General features: G+C 73.3%; 15 protein-coding genes. 5 read left to right on the top strand and 10 right to left on the bottom strand.

The features are described from left to right. Positions 1–228 precede the first annotated feature (228 nt). A complete protein-coding gene (locus ACFYTT_RS10445) occupies positions 229–498 on the bottom strand; it encodes a DUF6458 family protein (RefSeq protein WP_387258553.1) in 270 nt (89 codons plus the stop codon). On the opposite strand from ACFYTT_RS10445, the gene ACFYTT_RS10440 reads away from it, so the two are divergent. Then, complete coding sequence (locus ACFYTT_RS10440; RefSeq protein ID WP_357214504.1) at positions 497–631, top strand: hypothetical protein; 135 nt, start codon at positions 497–499, stop codon at positions 629–631. The genes ACFYTT_RS10445 and ACFYTT_RS10440 overlap by 2 nt on opposite strands. A 35-nt stretch (positions 632–666) precedes the next feature. Here the strand turns inward: ACFYTT_RS10440 and ACFYTT_RS10435 are convergent, their stop codons facing one another. After that, on the bottom strand, positions 667–1,206 hold the full coding sequence (locus tag ACFYTT_RS10435) for a histidine phosphatase family protein (RefSeq protein WP_131051718.1): 540 nt from the start codon (positions 1,204–1,206) through the stop codon (positions 667–669). 114 nt (positions 1,207–1,320) lie between these two features. Here ACFYTT_RS10435 and ACFYTT_RS10430 point away from each other — a divergent pair, with 114 nt between their 5' ends. After that, a complete protein-coding gene (locus tag ACFYTT_RS10430; protein WP_131051719.1) occupies positions 1,321–1,605 on the top strand; it encodes a DUF6458 family protein in 285 nt (94 codons plus the stop codon). A gap of 67 nt (positions 1,606–1,672) precedes the next feature. Here ACFYTT_RS10430 and ACFYTT_RS10425 read toward each other — a convergent pair whose 3' ends face one another. Continuing rightward, on the bottom strand, positions 1,673–2,350 hold the full coding sequence (locus ACFYTT_RS10425) for a hemolysin III family protein (RefSeq protein ID WP_387258549.1): 678 nt from the start codon (positions 2,348–2,350) through the stop codon (positions 1,673–1,675). Positions 2,351–2,744: 394 nt separating this feature from the next. On the opposite strand from ACFYTT_RS10425, the gene ACFYTT_RS10420 reads away from it, so the two are divergent. The 3 genes from ACFYTT_RS10420 to ACFYTT_RS10410 are packed head-to-tail and all read left to right on the top strand — an operon-like array spanning position 2,745 to position 5,171. Then, positions 2,745–3,509: an allophanate hydrolase subunit 1 gene (locus ACFYTT_RS10420; protein WP_387258684.1), complete on the top strand. Its 765-nt coding sequence runs from the start codon at positions 2,745–2,747 to the stop codon at positions 3,507–3,509. After that, complete coding sequence (locus ACFYTT_RS10415; RefSeq protein WP_387258547.1) at positions 3,506–4,438, top strand: biotin-dependent carboxyltransferase family protein; 933 nt, start codon at positions 3,506–3,508, stop codon at positions 4,436–4,438. The genes ACFYTT_RS10420 and ACFYTT_RS10415 overlap by 4 nt, the downstream gene beginning before the upstream one ends. Further along, positions 4,422–5,171, top strand: coding sequence for a 5-oxoprolinase subunit PxpA (locus tag ACFYTT_RS10410; protein ID WP_357214509.1), 750 nt, complete (start codon positions 4,422–4,424; stop codon positions 5,169–5,171). The genes ACFYTT_RS10415 and ACFYTT_RS10410 overlap by 17 nt, the downstream gene beginning before the upstream one ends. Positions 5,172–5,239: 68 nt before the next feature. Here the strand turns inward: ACFYTT_RS10410 and ACFYTT_RS10405 are convergent, their stop codons facing one another. The 7 genes from ACFYTT_RS10405 to ACFYTT_RS10375 form a co-directional block, all read right to left on the bottom strand. Next, a complete protein-coding gene (locus tag ACFYTT_RS10405; RefSeq protein ID WP_387258545.1) occupies positions 5,240–7,075 on the bottom strand; it encodes an NHL domain-containing thioredoxin family protein in 1,836 nt (611 codons plus the stop codon). A gap of 101 nt (positions 7,076–7,176) precedes the next feature. Beyond that, positions 7,177–9,804, bottom strand: coding sequence for a hypothetical protein (locus ACFYTT_RS10400; protein ID WP_387258543.1), 2,628 nt, complete (start codon positions 9,802–9,804; stop codon positions 7,177–7,179). Between the two features lie 341 nt (positions 9,805–10,145). Next, entirely contained in the window at positions 10,146–10,283 is a 138-nt protein-coding gene (locus ACFYTT_RS10395; protein WP_162854370.1) for a hypothetical protein, read from the bottom strand. 212 nt (positions 10,284–10,495) lie between these two features. After that, on the bottom strand, positions 10,496–11,947 hold the full coding sequence (locus ACFYTT_RS10390) for a dihydrolipoamide acetyltransferase family protein (RefSeq protein ID WP_387258682.1): 1,452 nt from the start codon (positions 11,945–11,947) through the stop codon (positions 10,496–10,498). A 5-nt stretch (positions 11,948–11,952) separates the two neighbouring features. Then, entirely contained in the window at positions 11,953–12,942 is a 990-nt protein-coding gene (locus ACFYTT_RS10385) for an alpha-ketoacid dehydrogenase subunit beta (RefSeq protein ID WP_131054130.1), read from the bottom strand. Continuing rightward, positions 12,942–14,117, bottom strand: coding sequence for a pyruvate dehydrogenase (acetyl-transferring) E1 component subunit alpha (pdhA, locus tag ACFYTT_RS10380; RefSeq protein ID WP_131054131.1), 1,176 nt, complete (start codon positions 14,115–14,117; stop codon positions 12,942–12,944). The genes ACFYTT_RS10385 and pdhA overlap by 1 nt, the downstream gene beginning before the upstream one ends. Positions 14,118–14,756: 639 nt before the next feature. Beyond that, a complete protein-coding gene (locus tag ACFYTT_RS10375) occupies positions 14,757–15,542 on the bottom strand; it encodes a hypothetical protein (protein ID WP_387258540.1) in 786 nt (261 codons plus the stop codon). Between the last annotated feature and the right edge of the window lie 66 nt (positions 15,543–15,608).

Raw genomic sequence — 15,608 nt, 5'->3', positions numbered from 1 at the left:
GGGGGGGGGGTGCAGACCGGTGTGTTTCCCGGCTGTGTTGGCGGGGGGTGGGGGGGGGGGGGGGGTTTTGGGTGTGGGGGGGGGGGGGGGGTGGGCCCCCCCCCCCCCCCCCCCAACTCCACCCACCTTCACGACGAACGCCTCGGGAGTCCCGAAGCCGATCAGCGCGGCGGCAACACCCCCGGCCCGACACCGCGCAGGGGCACCACCCACGCCCACACCCACCGGTCAGTTCGGCGGTGCGGTCGGCGGTGGCGGGTCGGGAGGCGGCGGCATCATCGCGGTCGGATGCGAGAGCCGGTTCTCCTCCACGATCAGTGTCCGGGCCCGCTTGCGGCGGTCCTGCCAGAACCAGAGCGTGGTGAGCAGGACGGTCAGCCCGGCCAGGATGAAGACCCAGCCGACCGCCCGCAGGTCGATCCACCAGACGTTGGCCCTGATGGCGAACGTCAGGATCGCGCCGATGGCGATCAGGAAGATTCCACTACCAATGCCCATGTGCGCGGCACTCCCCCGTGCGGTTGCTCTGGGCGTACTCGGACTGGTCAGCGACGGTTACCCGTCCGGCGCGGGGTTACCCGCGCTGTCGACCGGCGAACACGACCCGGCGCGCGGCGCGGTGGTCGGGTGATCCGGCCTTCACTAGTGCGGTGTCGCCCCGGCTGGTCAGCCGCGTGCGGTGTGCCGGACGTCGATCGGGGCCGTACCCCGTCCCAGTTCCGCCCAGGACACCGTGGGTCGGTGCCGGACCATGTCGCTGGTGCGCAGCCCGTCCGGGGCGGCGCCCTGCGGATCGAGCGACTCGGACAAAAGCGAGATGCCGGGATTGTGGGCGATCAGCAGGACGGTGCCGATGGACGGTTCGACCCGGCGCAGCAGGGTCAGCAGGTCCTCCGGATGCGCCTCGTACGCGTCCGTCTCGTAGCGGACGACCGGAAACGGCCCGGTGGGTCCACCCTCCGGCGGCGAGCCGGTCATGCCCATCTCGACGTGGTGCCAGGTCTGCCGCGTACGCAGTGCGGCGGAGCAGATCACCAACTCCGGCAGCAACCCGTGCCGGGCGAGCCACGCCCCGGCAGCCGCCGCGTCGGCACGGCCCCGTGCGCTCAACGGTCGCTCGATGTCCGGTCCGTCCGCCGTGGGCTGTTCGGCCTTGGCGTGCCGTAGCAGCACGAGCGTGCGTTGCTGTCCCGAGGCGTCCGTCATGCCACCAGCTTGCCCGATTGGCGATCTCCGTGCCGGGGTAAGTCCCTCGATGCCGCAACCTCATCCATGGCCGCGGCGAAGTGGAATGCAGCTTCGAGCCGAGGAGACGACGACATGGGCATCGGTGGCAGTATCTTCCTGATCGCGCTGGGCGCGATCTTCGCGTTCGCCGTGGAGGCGGATCTGGGCTGGCTCAACCTGAGCGTCGTCGGCTGGGTGCTGATGCTCGCCGGTGTGGCTGGCCTGCTCGTCACCCTCTACTTCTGGAACTCCCGGCGTCGTCCGGTCGTCGCTCCGGTCCGTGAGGAGCGCGTGGTCGCCGAGCGCGCCGTTCCGGTGCAGGACAACCGGGTGGTGCAGGAGTACCGCGAGGTGCGCCGACCCGACCCGATGGTCTGACCCGTACGAGACACAACGGGGTGGCGGGAACGATCCGCCACCCCGTTGTCGTGCCGTCCGCCTCGGCTCAGGCGAACAGCGCGAAATAGATCGCGATGTGATGGCAGATCGCCGCGACCAGCGTGCAGGCGTGGAAGAACTCGTGATGGCCGAAGACGGCGGGCCACGGGTTCGGCCGACGCAGCGCGTAGAAGACCGCGCCGACGGTGTAGATGCCACCGCCCACGGCCAGCAGCACCAGGGCGGTGACCCCGCCGTGGTGCAGGATGTCCGGCAGCATTCCCACGGACACCCAGCCGAGCGCCAGATAGAGCGGAGCGGAGAGCCACCGTGACGCGTGCGGCCAGATCAACTTCAGTGCCACGCCGCCCAGGGCGCCGCCCCAGACCACCGAGAGCATGATCACGGCGGCGCGGGTCTCCAGCAGCAGAACACAGAACGGTGTGTACGTGCCGGCGATGAACAAGAAGATCATCGAGTGGTCCATCCGGCGCATCACCTGGTACCCGCGTGTCGACCACACTCGACGGTGATAGAGCGCGCTGGTGCCGAAGAGGCCGCAGACGGTGAGGCTGTAGACGCCGGTACTGACCAGGGGTGTCCAGCCGGGGCGGGCGGCGGCGATCGAGCAGAGCACGATGCCGCAGATCAGTGCGACGAAGAACGCGTACGTGTGCAGCCAGCCGCGCATCCGGGGTTTCCCGATGTCGACCGGCTTGAGCCGGGGACGTGCTGAGGTGGTCACGGAATCAGGTTACGACAGCGTAGGTTACCTTCGGGTAGTGCAACGCGTCACGCCGTCCGACCAGCAGTCGACGCGCCGGTGGGCGACCGTCGGTCAGGATGGCGGGATGCGGATCAGACCGGTCGGCGCGCACGCCCTTTTGCTCGACCTCACCCCACCACCGCCCCCCGAACCCGGCGGCGCCGCAGACCCGAGCGGCGATGTCGGCAACGGCTCCCCGACGGACGGCCTTCCTTCCGGTGGCTCCCCGACCGGTGGCTCCCCGACCGGTGGCTCCCCGACCGGTGGCTCCCCGACCGGTGGCTCCCCGACCGGTGGCTCCCCGACCGGTGGCTCCCCGGCGGAGGGACCCGCGGCGGGCGAATTCCCGACTGGCGGCGGGACGGTCGTCGACCTGGTGGAGGCGTGGCGAGCCGAGCTGTGGCGTCGCCGCGATAGAGGTGACCTGGTCGCCGACGAGATCGTCCCGGCGGCCACGACCGTTCTGCTCGACGGCGTGCCGGACCTTGAGGCAACCGCCATCCGCATAGCCGACTGGACCCCCACTCTCCGACCCGCGCCCGCGCCCGGCCTCGCGCCCGCGCCCGGCCTCGCGCCCGCGCCCGGCCTCGCGCCCGGCGCGGACACCCCCACTGCACCGCGTCGATCATGGAGTTGGGGTGGGGACAAAGAGTCACATAACAGGACAGGCTATCGACCACCACTCGATGATCGACGCGGTGAGGCCGCGATGGAGCGTGAGGCCGCGACGGCGGATGCGGCGGGGTGGGGCGGGGGTGGTGGGGTGGTCGAGGTGCCGGTCAGCTTCGACGGGGAGGATCTGCCTCGGGTCGCCGAACTCTGGCGGGTGGACGTGCCGGCGGTGGTACGTCGGCTGCGGGAGACCGAGTTCCGAGTGGCGTTCTGCGGCTTCGCGCCCGGATTCGGGTATCTGACCGGGTTGCCCGCCGGACTGGCGGTGCCCCGGCTGGCCACACCCCGTGCCCGCGTTCCGGCTGGTGCGGTCGGGCTGGCCGGGCCGTACGCCGGAATCTATCCGACCGCCTCGCCCGGCGGTTGGCTGCTGGTCGGACGGACCGGGCTGACCCTCTTCGACGTGACGGCCGATCCGCCCGCTCTGTTGACGCCCGGTACCCGCGTCCGGCTGGTGCCGGCATGACCGGCGGACCGCCGCTTACGCCGGCCGTGACCGGTGGGATGCCGCTCGCAGGCGGTGTACCGGCGGTGTCGCCGCGAGGGGAGATCGAGGTGCTGCGGGCCGGGGCGTTGACCACGGTGCAGGACCAGGGGCGCATCGGTTGGGCCCATCTTGGGGTGCCGCGTTCCGGTGCGCTCGACCCGGCGGCGTTGCGGCTGGCCAACCGGCTGGTCGGCAATCCGGAGTCGGCGGCCGGACTGGAGATCACGCTGACCGGCTGCGACCTGCGGCTGGACCGGGCCACCACGGTCGCGGTGGTGGGTGCCGAGGCGGACGTCTGGATCGGTACGCGGCCCGGCGACACCGGACGCCCGCTGGCCGTACCGGGCGGAACGGTGCTCCGGACAGGTCCCGCCCGACGGGGTCTGCGGTGCTGGCTGGCGGTGGCCGGGGGCATCGTGGTCGACCCGGTGCTGGGCAGTCGCGCCACGGACACGCTCGCCGGGCTCGGACCGGCACCGCTGCGCGACGGCGATCTGCTGCCGCTCGGTGTCGTGCCGGATCCACCCGCGTCGGTCGACTTCACCGTGCCACCGCCGTTCCCGGCGGAGCTGCACCTGACGGTGCGACTCGGCCCACGGCAGGACTGGTTCACCCCGGTCGCGCTGGACCGGCTGCTCGGCACGGCGTACCAGGTGAGTCCGTTGAGCAACCGGGTCGGTGCGCGGCTGTCCGGTGCGCCGCTGCCCCGCGCGGTGGCCGGGGAACTGCCGAGCGAGGGCATCGTCCTCGGCGCGGTGCAGGTGCCGGCGGACGGCCAACCGTTGGTCTTCCTCGCCGACCATCCCACCACCGGTGGCTATCCGGTCATCGCGGTGGTGGACGACGTGACCCCACTCGCGCAGGCCCGTCCAGGCACTACGGTCAGGTTTCATGGACCTGAACGCTGACCTCGGTGAGGGATTCGGTATCTGGCCCCTCGGCGACGACGAGGCTCTGCTCAATCTGATCACCTCCGCCAACGTCGCCTGCGGCTTCCACGCCGGGGACGCGCCCACGATGCGCCGGGTCTGCGCCACGGCGGCGCAGCGTGGCGTGGCGATCGGTGCGCAGGTCGGCTACCGGGACCTCGCCGGTTTCGGCCGGCGGGCGATCGCGTACGAGTTCGCCGAGTTGCGCGACGAGGTGCTCTACCAGCTCGGCGCGCTCCAGGCGTTCTGCCGGGCGTACCGCACCCGGGTCCGCTACCTGAAGCCGCACGGGGCGCTCTATCACGCGGCGGCGTGCGAGGAGATGCCGGCGGCGGCGATCGTCGCGGCGGTCGACGACTTCGACCGCGACCTGCCGCTGCTCTGCCCGCCCGGCTCGGTGCTGGCCCAACTTGCCCAGGGCGCCGGGATGCGCGTGGTGGCCGAGGGGTTCGCGGACCGTAACTATCTGCCCAACGGTCGACTGGTGCCGCGTACCTCGCCCGACGCCCTGGTCACCGACCCGCAGGAGGTGGCGAACCGGGCGGTGCGGATGGCCACCGAGCGGGCGGTGACGGCCGTGGACGGGAGCGCGATCCCGTGTGTCGTCGAGTCGATCTGCCTGCACGGCGACAGTCCCGGCGCGGTGGCCGCCGCGGAACTCGTCCGCGCCGCACTCATCGATGCCGGAGTGACGCCGACCGCGTTCGGCTGAGAGGTTTGTTAGCAGGGGTCCCCTGCTATACCGCAGGCGTTAACAAGGGGCCCTTCCTTTCACCGCAGTCAGCCGGCGTCCATGCCGCGCAGCACCAGCGGCAGGCGGGTGGGGCCGTCGGCGACCACCCGCACCGGAACTCCCCAGTCCTGCCTGGTCAGGTGGCAGGCCGCGTGCTCCACGTCCGCGTCGCAGGTCGCCGCCTGGGCGGTCACCTGGAGCACGCCGTCGGTCACCGCGCCGTCGATCACCAGACGGCGGGACAGCTCGGTGCCGGTGCCCGCCCCCTCCACCAGCAGCTCCGGCGGTGACGCGGAGACCACCAGCCGGGTCGATGGACCGTACGTCTCGTCCAGCTTCTGCCCTGGCGCCGGAGTGAAGACGACGTCCAGCACGACCTCCCCGGCGGCCAGGTCGGTCGGCTTGCGTTCGGTGCGGTGCCGGGGGCCGTCGACGGTGTCCGCCCCGGCCGCCGAGAGCGCACCCGGGGCCAACCGGGTGATCCGGTGCGCGGACGACTCCACCACCAGCACCGCACCGTCGGGAGTGAGCACCAGGTCGCTCGGCTCGCCGAGTTCGGTGGCCACCGTGGAGACCTGGTCGGTCGCGGGGTCGTAGCGGCGTACCGCACCGTTGTAGGTGTCCGCGACCAGCACCGACCCGTCGGGTAGCGCGCAGACGCCGAGCGGGTGCTGGAGCAGGGCCTGCGCCGCCGGGCCGTCCACGTGACCGAAGTCGAACAACCCCTGACCCACGGCGGTACCCAGGATGCCGTTCTCGACGTACCGGACGGCACTGGTCTCGCTGTCGGCCACCCAGAGGCGGGTGCCGTCGGCGGAGACCGAGAGCCCGGACGGCTGCGCCAGCCACGCCTCGGCCAACGGGCCGTCCCGCAGTGCCTCCACGGTGGTGCCGGCGTACATGCCGACGGTGCGCTTGATCGGGTCGAACCACCAGAGCTGGTGGATGCCGGCCATGGCGATGACGATCCGGTCGTCGTACCAGGCGAGGTCCCAGGGGGAGGAGAGGTCGATGGAGAGCGCGTCGTGCGCGTGGTCGTCGACCGTGGAACGCCACTGCCGACCCGTGCCGGCCACGGTGACCACCTCGCCGGTGGCGAGCCGTACGCCGCGCAGCAGGTGGTTGACGGTGTCGGCGACCACCAGGTCGTAACCGGCGACCTCGGCGACGTGCTCGGGCAGCAGGCTCAGGCCCTGCGGCTCGGAGAAGGTGGCGGCCTCGGCCGGTCCGTCGCCCCGACCCCGGCTCCCGGTGCCGATGGTGCGGGTCACGGTCTCGCCGTCGTCGGCCAGCTCGACCACCCGGTGCCGGGCCGAGTCCGACACGAGCAGGCCACCGCCGGGCATGGCCACCGCCTTGCCGGGGAAGCGCAGCGTCGTCCGTGGTTCGGCCGGCGGCACGTACGGGCCGTCGCCCCGGCGCAGAGTGCCCTTGGCCTCGTGGGTGGCGATCAGGTCGTCGATCAGCCGGGCCAGCCCCTCGGCGTGACCCTCGCCGGCCATGGTGGCCACCACGTACCCCTCCGGGTCGACCACGGCGAGGGTCGGCCAGGCGCGGGCCGCGTACTGCTGCCACATGTCCAGCTCGGGGTCGTCGAGCACCGGGTGGTGCACGCCGTACCGCTCGACGGCGGCGGCGAGGGCGTCGGGGTCCTTCTCGTGCTCGAACTTGGGCGAGTGCACGCCGATCACGACGAGGACGTCGGCGTACTTCTCCTCGAGTGGACGCAGCTCGTCCAGCACGTGCAGGCAGTTGATGCAGCAGAAGGTCCAGAAGTCCAGGACGGCGATGCGACCCCGCAGATCCGCCAGCCCCAGGTCCTTGCCGCCGGTGTTCAGCCAGGCCCGGCCCCGCAGCTCGGGTGCCCGTACGCGTGCACTCATGCACCCCATCGTGCCCTACCGGCTGGACCTCGGTGTCGTCCGCGCACACGAACACCGAGGGCGGGACACGGTGACCGTGCCCCGCCCTCGGTGTGACGTGGTCAGCTCCCGGTCGCCGGCTTCAGGCAGAGGAACGGGTTCGAGGAGACGCCGCGAAGCTCCACCAGCGGCATGGTCGGGTCGGGGCAGCTGTCCTTCGTCTCGACCTTGGACACCACCGTGAACGCCTCGGTGTCGCCGCACTGTGCCTCGACGGCGCTGTTGCCGGACCGCTTGACGCAGGTGCCGACCGCCGGGTCGAAGGCCCCTGCCTCGTTCGATCCGCCGATCTTGCCGAGGAGCAGCAGCAGACCGAGCGGGATGGCCAGGATGAGCACGGCGGCGACCAGTACTGCGGCGAGGACCCGACCGTTGCGGACCTTCGGCACCGGAGTCTCCGGAGCCGGTTCGGCCACCGGCTTGAAGGAGTCGAAGCGGCTCTGGTCCGGGTCGGACGGACCGGAGCCGGTGCCGGCGTTCGCGCCCCACGGCGGCGGCGACTGTCCCGGCGGCGGGAACGCCGCGGTGTGGTCGGCGCCCGGCTCGGGGCGCTTGGCACCGTAGGTGCCGCCCGAACGCTCGGACGGGCCGCCGAAGGGCTCGCCGCCCGGAGCCCCGAAACGGTCGCCGCCGGGCGGACCGCCGAAGGGGTCGTTGCCCTGACCACCGAAGCGGTCACCGGGTGCGCCACCGAAGGACGGAGCGGCACCCGGTCCACCGAACGGGTCGCCACCGGGGTGGCCGCCGAAGCGGTCGCCACCGGGCGGGCCGCCGAACGGGTCGGCGGGACGCTCCGGCTCCGGGTGCGGCTTGGTGCCGTTGACCGGACGGTTGGTCGGCGGAGAGTCGGCGAAGGAGGGCATCCCCGCCGGGAAGGCCGGCGGCGCCGCCGGGGAGCCGGGAGCAGCCGATCCGGAGTAGGAGCCCGGCCCGCCGGCCGGCGGCTCGTGGTCGGCGAAGTGCGGCTCCGGGTTCTGGTCGAACCGGGGTGCCGGCGGCTCGTCCCGTTCCGGGGTCGACTCGCCGGACTCGGAGCGGGCGGGGCGGCCGTACACCCGCGACTGCGGGGCGGGCGGCCCGGCGGGGTGCGGCGGGTGGTCGGCGGGCGGCGTCACCCGGCTGGCCAGCGGCACCGACGCGCTCGCGGAGACCCCACCGGCGGCGGCCGTCGGCGGGGCGGACCAGTCGGCCTCGGGGGAGGTGCGGGGCGCGGGTATGACCGGCGCGGCCGAGGCCTGCGGGTCGTCGTACCGCGGCTCGGGCTTACCCCAGGCCACGCCGCCGCCCTGCTGGTCCCCGGGGTGGCTGGTGGGTCCGGACTGGTCGACGCCGTACGCCGCCGGCTGGCCGTAGTCGGCGGGCGGCCCGGCGGCCAGGCTGGCACCGGGCACGCGCTGCTCCTGCGGCGGCAACGGCAGCATGTTGTTCGGGGAGATGCCCGGGGCCGGCGCGGGCTGGTAGATCGGAGCGTCTCCGGCCCGACCTGTCGCGGGCTCGACGTCGGCCCGGTCGGAGCCGGCCTCCGCCGCGCCGCTGTTGCCCCACGCCTCGCCGGGCGCCCACGGCTGCACGTCGGTCAGCCCGGGTCGGTCGGCGGCGGTACGCGAGGGCAGCGGTTCTCCACCGGGTGCCCAGGTCGGGGGCGGACCGGCGTCGGTGGGGCGGGCCGATCCGGTGGCGGGCTCGGACGGGGCCCACGCCGGGGCGGACTGCTCCTGAGGCGGCGTCGACCACTGCGGCCGCTCCTCGGCTGCCGCCCGGGTGCCCGCCCAGTCGGCTGGTGCCTCCGGGTGCGGGGTGGCCCAGTCGGGCTGCGCCGGCCGGTCACCGCCCGGGTGCCAGCTCTCGGCCTGCTGGTCGCCGGGCCAGCCGGCGGCGGGTTCGCGCTGCTGGCCGGTGGCCCAGGCGGGTTGCTCCTGCTGCTCGGGCTGCCACGCGCCGGGTCGGCCCGGCTCGTCGACGCCGGGCTGGTGCGGTGCCAGGTTGGGCGTCGGCACCTGCGCGGTGGCCCGGGCCGGCGGCTCGGCGCGGACCGGTGCCGGCGGGTCGGCCGGCGCCCAGTCGGGCTGGGCCGGCTCGGGCGGGGTCGCCGTGGCGGCCCAGCCCGGAGTGTGGTCGTCGCCTCGTGGCGTGGTGGCCCACTCCGGCTGCTGACCGGCACCCCAGCCGTTGGCCGGGCCGGAGGTCGGCTGGCCGGAGGTCGGTTGCGCGGTGGCCCAGTCGGGCTGCCCGGACGTGGGCTGGTGGGGCGCGGGCTGCTGGGGCGTCCACTCCGGCTGTTGGGGGGCGTCCGATGTGGTGGGGGCGCCCCAGGCCGGGTTCGGCTGTCCGCCGGTGGCCCAGGCGGGCTGGTCCGGAGTGGACTGCGCGGCGGGCGTCGCCCAGGCCGGTGGGGCCTGCTCGGCCTGGCCCGGCCACTGCTGCTGAGCCTGGTCCCAGTTGCCGGGGGGCGGGGAGTCCGCCTGTCGGGTCGCCTGCGCGCTGCCCCACTGGGTGCCCTGCTGGTTCGCCCAGGAAGGCGCGGGTGCGTCGGGTCGCGCGGGCGGTGGGGGTGCCCAGCCGAGGTCGGGGGCGGTTGCGCCGTACCCGCCGTCCGGCTGAGCCGATCGGTCGCCGTATGGCGCCGGTCCGCCGCCCGGCGGCGCCTCGTCCGGCTCCTGGCCGGGGCGGTGCGGGCCCTCGGACGTCATGTGTGCCCCTCCTCCATCACATGTCGGCCGCCGTCGCCGATGGTCTCGGCAGGGCAGCCGGCGGTGCCGGCGTGCCGGCCGTGCCGGCTCCCCGCACCGTATCCCGGTGGCCGCCGATGGGCTCCCGGGGAGCGTTCGTCGTCACCGTCCGTTGTCGATCGGTGTCGAGGTGCTTCTATCGCCTCGACCTCTCTCGGCCGTGGACGACGACCGTGCCCCACCGTACCGGGCGCTGCGGCGGGGCGGTATCCCGGTGTCAATGGCCGGTCGAACGCCGACGACCCGCCCGGGTCACCCGGGCGGGTCGTCGATCTGGAGGAGGTGGTTAACGTCGTGTGGCGTCAGTGCATGTGACGCTGGGCGATGACGAGGATCTCGTCACGGACCGCGGGCGAGTTGGCCGAACGCAGGGCCCGCTCGATGGCACGGGCGCGGCGGCTGGCGTCGCGGCGGCTACGGATTCGCTCGATCATGCTCATGGGGGTTCTCCTCCTGCTATTCGGTTGTCGGCCCCTCGATGCCTCTATTCAACCGCACGCAGGGCGTAAATTCCAGCGATTAGAAGGTGAGCTGAGCCACCAGCCTACGAATCATAGGTCGACTGCCTTCTGTGAAGAGGGTTTCGTCAACCAACGGCGACGGCCGGTGTGCCGGGCGTTCGCCCGTGGCACACCGGCCGTCGTGGAGCCGATCAGGTCCAGGCGAGCAGTGCCGCCTCCGGGTCGGCGAGGAAGTCGCCGATGTCGCGCAGGAACTTCGAGCCCAGCTCACCGTCGATGATGCGGTGGTCGAAGGAGAGGCCGAGCGTGGTGACCAGACGCGGCTTGACCTTGCCCTTGTGCACCCAGGGCATCTCCCGGACCGCACCGAAGGCCAGGATCGCCGACTCACCCGGCGGCAGGATCGGCGTACCGGTGTCCACCCCGAACACCCCGACGTTGGTGATGGTCAGGGTGCCGCCGGACATGTCGGCCGGCGAGGTCTTCCCGGCCTTGGCGGTCTGCACCAGGTCGGTCAACGCGTCGGCCAGCTCGCGCAGCGTGAGTCGACCGGCGTCCTTGACGTTCGGCACGATCAGGCCCCGCTCGGTGGCCGCCGCGATACCGAGGTTGACGTACTCCTTGACGACGATCTCGTCACCGGCCCACGTCGAGTTGACCATCGGGTGCCGCTTGACCGCCAGCAGCACCGCCTTGGCGACCAGCAGCAACGGCGAGACGCGTACGTCCCGCCACTCCCGCCGCCCGCGCAGCCGGTCCAGCGCCTTCATCGCCCGGGTCACGTCCACGGTCAGGAACTCCGTGACGTGCGGTGCGGTGAACGCGGACCGGGACATGTTCTCGGCGGTGAGCTTGCGTACCCCCTTGACCGGGATGCGCTGCTCGCGGTCGGCGCCGAAGCTCGCCGCCGCCGTGCCCGGGGCGCTGACCGTGAGCGGCTCCGCCGCGGCCGGTGCCGCCGCCCGCTGCACGTCCTCGCGGGTGATCGAACCCGACGGCCCGGACCCGGTCAGGGTGGCGAGGTCCACGCCGAGGTCCTTGGCGAGTTTGCGCACCGGCGGTTTGGCCAGCACCGCACCCGCGAGCCGACCGTTGCCGTTCACCGTCGGGGCCGGCGCCACCGGAGCCGCCACGGGCGTGACCGGTGCCGGTGCGACCGGGGCGGCGGTGGCCTGCGCCGGGACGACGCCCTTGCGGGGACGGCGTTTGGCCGTGGTGGTCCGTGGGCCGTATCCGACCAGGACGGCGGTCCGGCCGCCCGGTGCCGGGCCGCCGATCAGGCCCGGTTCCACCGCGCCCTCGGCGGGTGCCACCTCGACGGCGGCCAGCGAGGCCGCCGAGGGGGTGGGCAGGTCGTCGGCGGGCGCGCCGGTCGTCGACGCGATCGGCCCGGCGCCCGGGTCGGTGTCGATCGCGATGATCGGCGCACCGACCTCGACCGTGGTGCCCTCCGGGTGGAAGATCGCGTGCACCTGACCGGCCCACTTCGCCGGGATCTCCACCGCCGCCTTGGCGGTCTCCACCTCGACGATCGGCTGGTTCAGCTCGATGGTGTCGCCCACCTTGACCAGCCAGCCGAGGATCTCGCCCTCGGTCAGGCCCTCGCCCAGGTCGGGCAGGTTGAACTCCTTGATCCGGGACATGTCGCTCACCAGCCGAAGGAGCGGTCGACGGCGTCGAGCACCCGGTCGAGGTCGGGAAGGTAGTCCTCCTCCACCCGGGCCGCCGGGTAGGGGGTGTCGAAGCCGGCCACCCGCAGCACCGGGGACTCCAGTGAGTAGAAGCACTCCTCGGTGATCCGGGCCGCGATCTCCGCGCCGAGGCCCACGTTGGACGGTGCCTCGTGCACCACCACCGCGCGACCGGTGCGCCGCACCGACTCGTACACCACGCCGAGGTCCAGCGGGGAGAGCGTGCGCAGGTCGATGACCTCCAGCTCACGGCCGTCCTCGGCGGCGGCGGTCGCCGCGTCCAGGCAGGTCCGCACCATCGGGCCGTACGCGAGCAGGGTGACGTGGCTGCCGGACCGGACCACCCGTGCCGAGTGCAGCGGGTACGCCTCGGACAGCGGGGCGTCCAGGTCGACCTGCCCCTTCTCCCAGTAACGCCGCTTCGGCTCCAGGAACACGATCGGGTCGTCCGAGGCGACGGCCTGCTGGATCATCACGTACGCGTCCTGCGGGTTGGCGCAGGAGACGACCTTCAGCCCGGCGGTGTGCGCGAAGTACGCCTCGGGCGACTCCGAGTGGTGCTCCACCGCGCCGATGCCGCCGCCGAACGGGATCCGGATCACCATCGGGATGTTCAGCTTGCCGCGCGAGCGGTAGTGCATCTTCGCCACCTGCGACACGATCTGGTCGTACGCCGGGTAGACGAAGCCGTCGAACTGGATCTCGCAGACCGGGCGGTAGCCGCGGATGGCCAGGCCGACCGCGGTGCCGATGATGCCCGACTCGGCCAGCGGGGTGTCGATGACCCGCTGGTCGCCGAAGTCCTTCTGCAACCCGTCGGTGATCCGGAAGACGCCGCCGAGCTTGCCGACGTCCTCGCCCATGATGACGACCTTCGGGTCGTTCTCCAGGGCGCGGCGCAGACCGGTGTTGAGGGCCTTGCCGAGGGTGAGCGTCTCCGTGGCCATCAGTGCGCGCTCCCCTCGAACGACTCCAGGTACCGGCTGAACTCCGCACGCTGCTCGTCCAGCAGCGGCGAACCGTTGGGGTAGACGTGCTCGAAGAGCGTGGTGGGCTCCGGGTCCGGCATGGCCAGCACCCGCTCCCGCAGATCCACGGCCTCGCGACGGGCCTGCTCGTCGACCTCGGTGAAGAAGCCGGCGTCGGCGATCTGCTCGCGCTCCAGGAACGCCTTCACCCGGGCGATCGGGTCCTTGGCCTGCCAGGCCTCGACCTCGCTGGCGATCCGGTAGCGGGTCGGGTCGTCGGAGGTGGTGTGCGCCCCCATCCGGTAGGTGTACGCCTCGATCAGGCTCGGGCCCTGCCCGTGCCGGGCGTTGTCCAGCGCGTGCCGGGTCACCGCGTACGTGGCCAGCACGTCGTTGCCGTCCACCCGGATGCCGGGGAAGCCGAAGCCGGCGGCGCGCCGGTACAGGGGGATGCGGGTCTGCCGTTCCAGCGGCTCGGAGATGGCGTACTGGTTGTTCTGGCAGAAGAACACCAGCGGGGCGTTGAACACGCCGGCCCAGACGAACGACTCGTTGACGTCGCCCTGGCTGGTGGCGCCGTCACCGAAGTACGCGATGACCGCCTCGCCGTCGTCGGTGCCGGTCTTGCCGTCCATCGCGACGCCCATGGCGTACCCGGTCGCGTGCAGGGTCTGCGCCCCGATGACGATCGTGTACATGTTGAACTTGAACTCGTTCGGGTCCCAGCCGCCCTGGTCGACTCCCCGGAACAGGCTCAGCGGCATGATCGGGTCGATGCCCCGGCAATAGAGCACGCCGTGCTCGCGGTAGGTCGGGAACGCCATGTCCTGGGTGCGCAGCGCCCGACCGGAGCCGACCTGGGCCGCCTCCTGGCCGAGCAGGCTCGCCCAGATGCCCAACTCGCCCTGACGTTGCAGGGCCGTCGCCTCGGCGTCCAGCTTCCGCACCAGCACGAGGTCGCGATAGAGGCCGCGGTACTCCTCGTCGGTGAAGTCGACGCGGTACTCGACGCCGTCCGGGCCGGTCACACTGTCGACGCGCGCACCCTCGGGGGTGAGCAGTTGTACGAGTTCCGGGTCGCCGGTCGCGGCTTTCCTGGATCGGGGTGCGGCTCGCCGGCCGCGGGGGCCGGCCCCGGGGTCGCCCTTTGCCATCCGTCTCTCCCTGTCGTGTCTGCGTCGGCACCGGGGGGTCACCCGGCCGCGCGACTCGTGCGCCGGCCCCGGCTGGTGCCGGGATCGGTTCCTGGCGGCCACGCTCAGCCCCGGTGGGGGTTGCCGCGCGGCGTGAGCCGGATTCTTGACCGAACCCGGTTCGGGAGCGCCGACGCCCAGTCGCGCCTACCGCGTGGGTGCGCGGAGGTCCCGGCTGCGCTGCCGTCGTGGCTCCATATTCGCATCAGAGGTGAGTCGTCCCACACTCCACCTGCCCCGCGTCTCAGGACGGGTCCGCTTCGTTACCTGAAATACCGGAGTGCCGGGTCGAACGACGCGCGACCGATCCGGTGATGGTTTGCCACCATTCGGGCAGATAAGCGTGTCGACACGCGGTGTGGGGTTGGCTGACGCAGAGTCACTGAACCACGCTGGTCGCGCGGGCCTCCGAAGCAGCTCAGGCGGTCCGCCGGGGCCGCGTCGACGGCCCCGGCCAGGGGTCGACGACGAGGAGTGCGTGGTGTCCGAACCAGGTGAGGGGCCCGGGGGGCCGATCCTCGGCCGGCACCGGGCACCCGGCGGCTACCGCCGGGTGGTGGGCGCCCACCGTGCCGCGCGAGCCGCAACGCCGACGCGGGGTTACCTACTGACCGTGGCGCTGCTCGCCGGGACGGCCTCGATGCCGGTGCTGGCCGCGATCAGCACCGGCTCGGCGACGGTCGGCAGCACCGCACTGCCGGGCAGCAGCACGCCGCCGTTCATCCCGACGCCCTCGGTCGGCCCGGTGGTGATCCCGCCGCCGCCCGGCGGCACCCCGACGACCGGGGTGCCCGCGCTGCCGTCGGTCGGCCCGGCCGCCCCGCCGGGCGATCCCGGGCCGGAGCGGCTCCCGATGCCGGCCGCCCTCCCGTTCGCGCCACCGCCGGGCCACCGTCCCGCGCCGCCGGTTCCGATCCCGGCGCCCCGACCGCCCGCCACCACGCCGGCCCCGGTGCCCGCACCGATCCCGGTACCGAGCCGTACGCCGAGGCCCACCCCCTCGCCGAGCCCGTCGCCGCCGACCGCCTCGCCCTCGCCCTCGCCGTCGCCCTCGCCGTCGCCGACCGACGCGCCGTCCTCCCCGACGACCTCGGCCGATCCGAGCATCTCCACCGACCCGGGCACCACGCCGGACCCGTCGGAGTCCACCGACCCGACCGCCTCGACCGATCCGACGGCCTCGGGCGGCCCGACGGAGTCGGGTGACCCGCCCTCGGGCGGCCCGACCACCTCGGGTGACCCGCCGTCGGCCGGTCCCACCTCGGAGGACCCGGCCGATCCGACGGCCCCGCCGTCCCGCCTGCTGCCCGGACCGGTGCTGCCGCCCTCCGGCGGCAACGACAGTGCCCGGTCGCGTGCCCGGATCCGGCTGCGGGGGCGTCGCACGTCTGAGGCGCACGGGTGTACGCCGGAGACCGCCGGGCCCGCGTCCGGGCGCTGAGGACCGGAGGC

Origin of the sequence: Micromonospora sp. NPDC003816 (assembly GCF_042874705.1) — a bacterium.
In the GTDB taxonomy this organism is placed as follows: Bacteria; Actinomycetota; Actinomycetes; order Mycobacteriales; family Micromonosporaceae; genus Micromonospora.
Note: the sequence above shows the minus strand (reverse complement) of the source record. Positions and strands in the feature narration are given on the sequence as shown.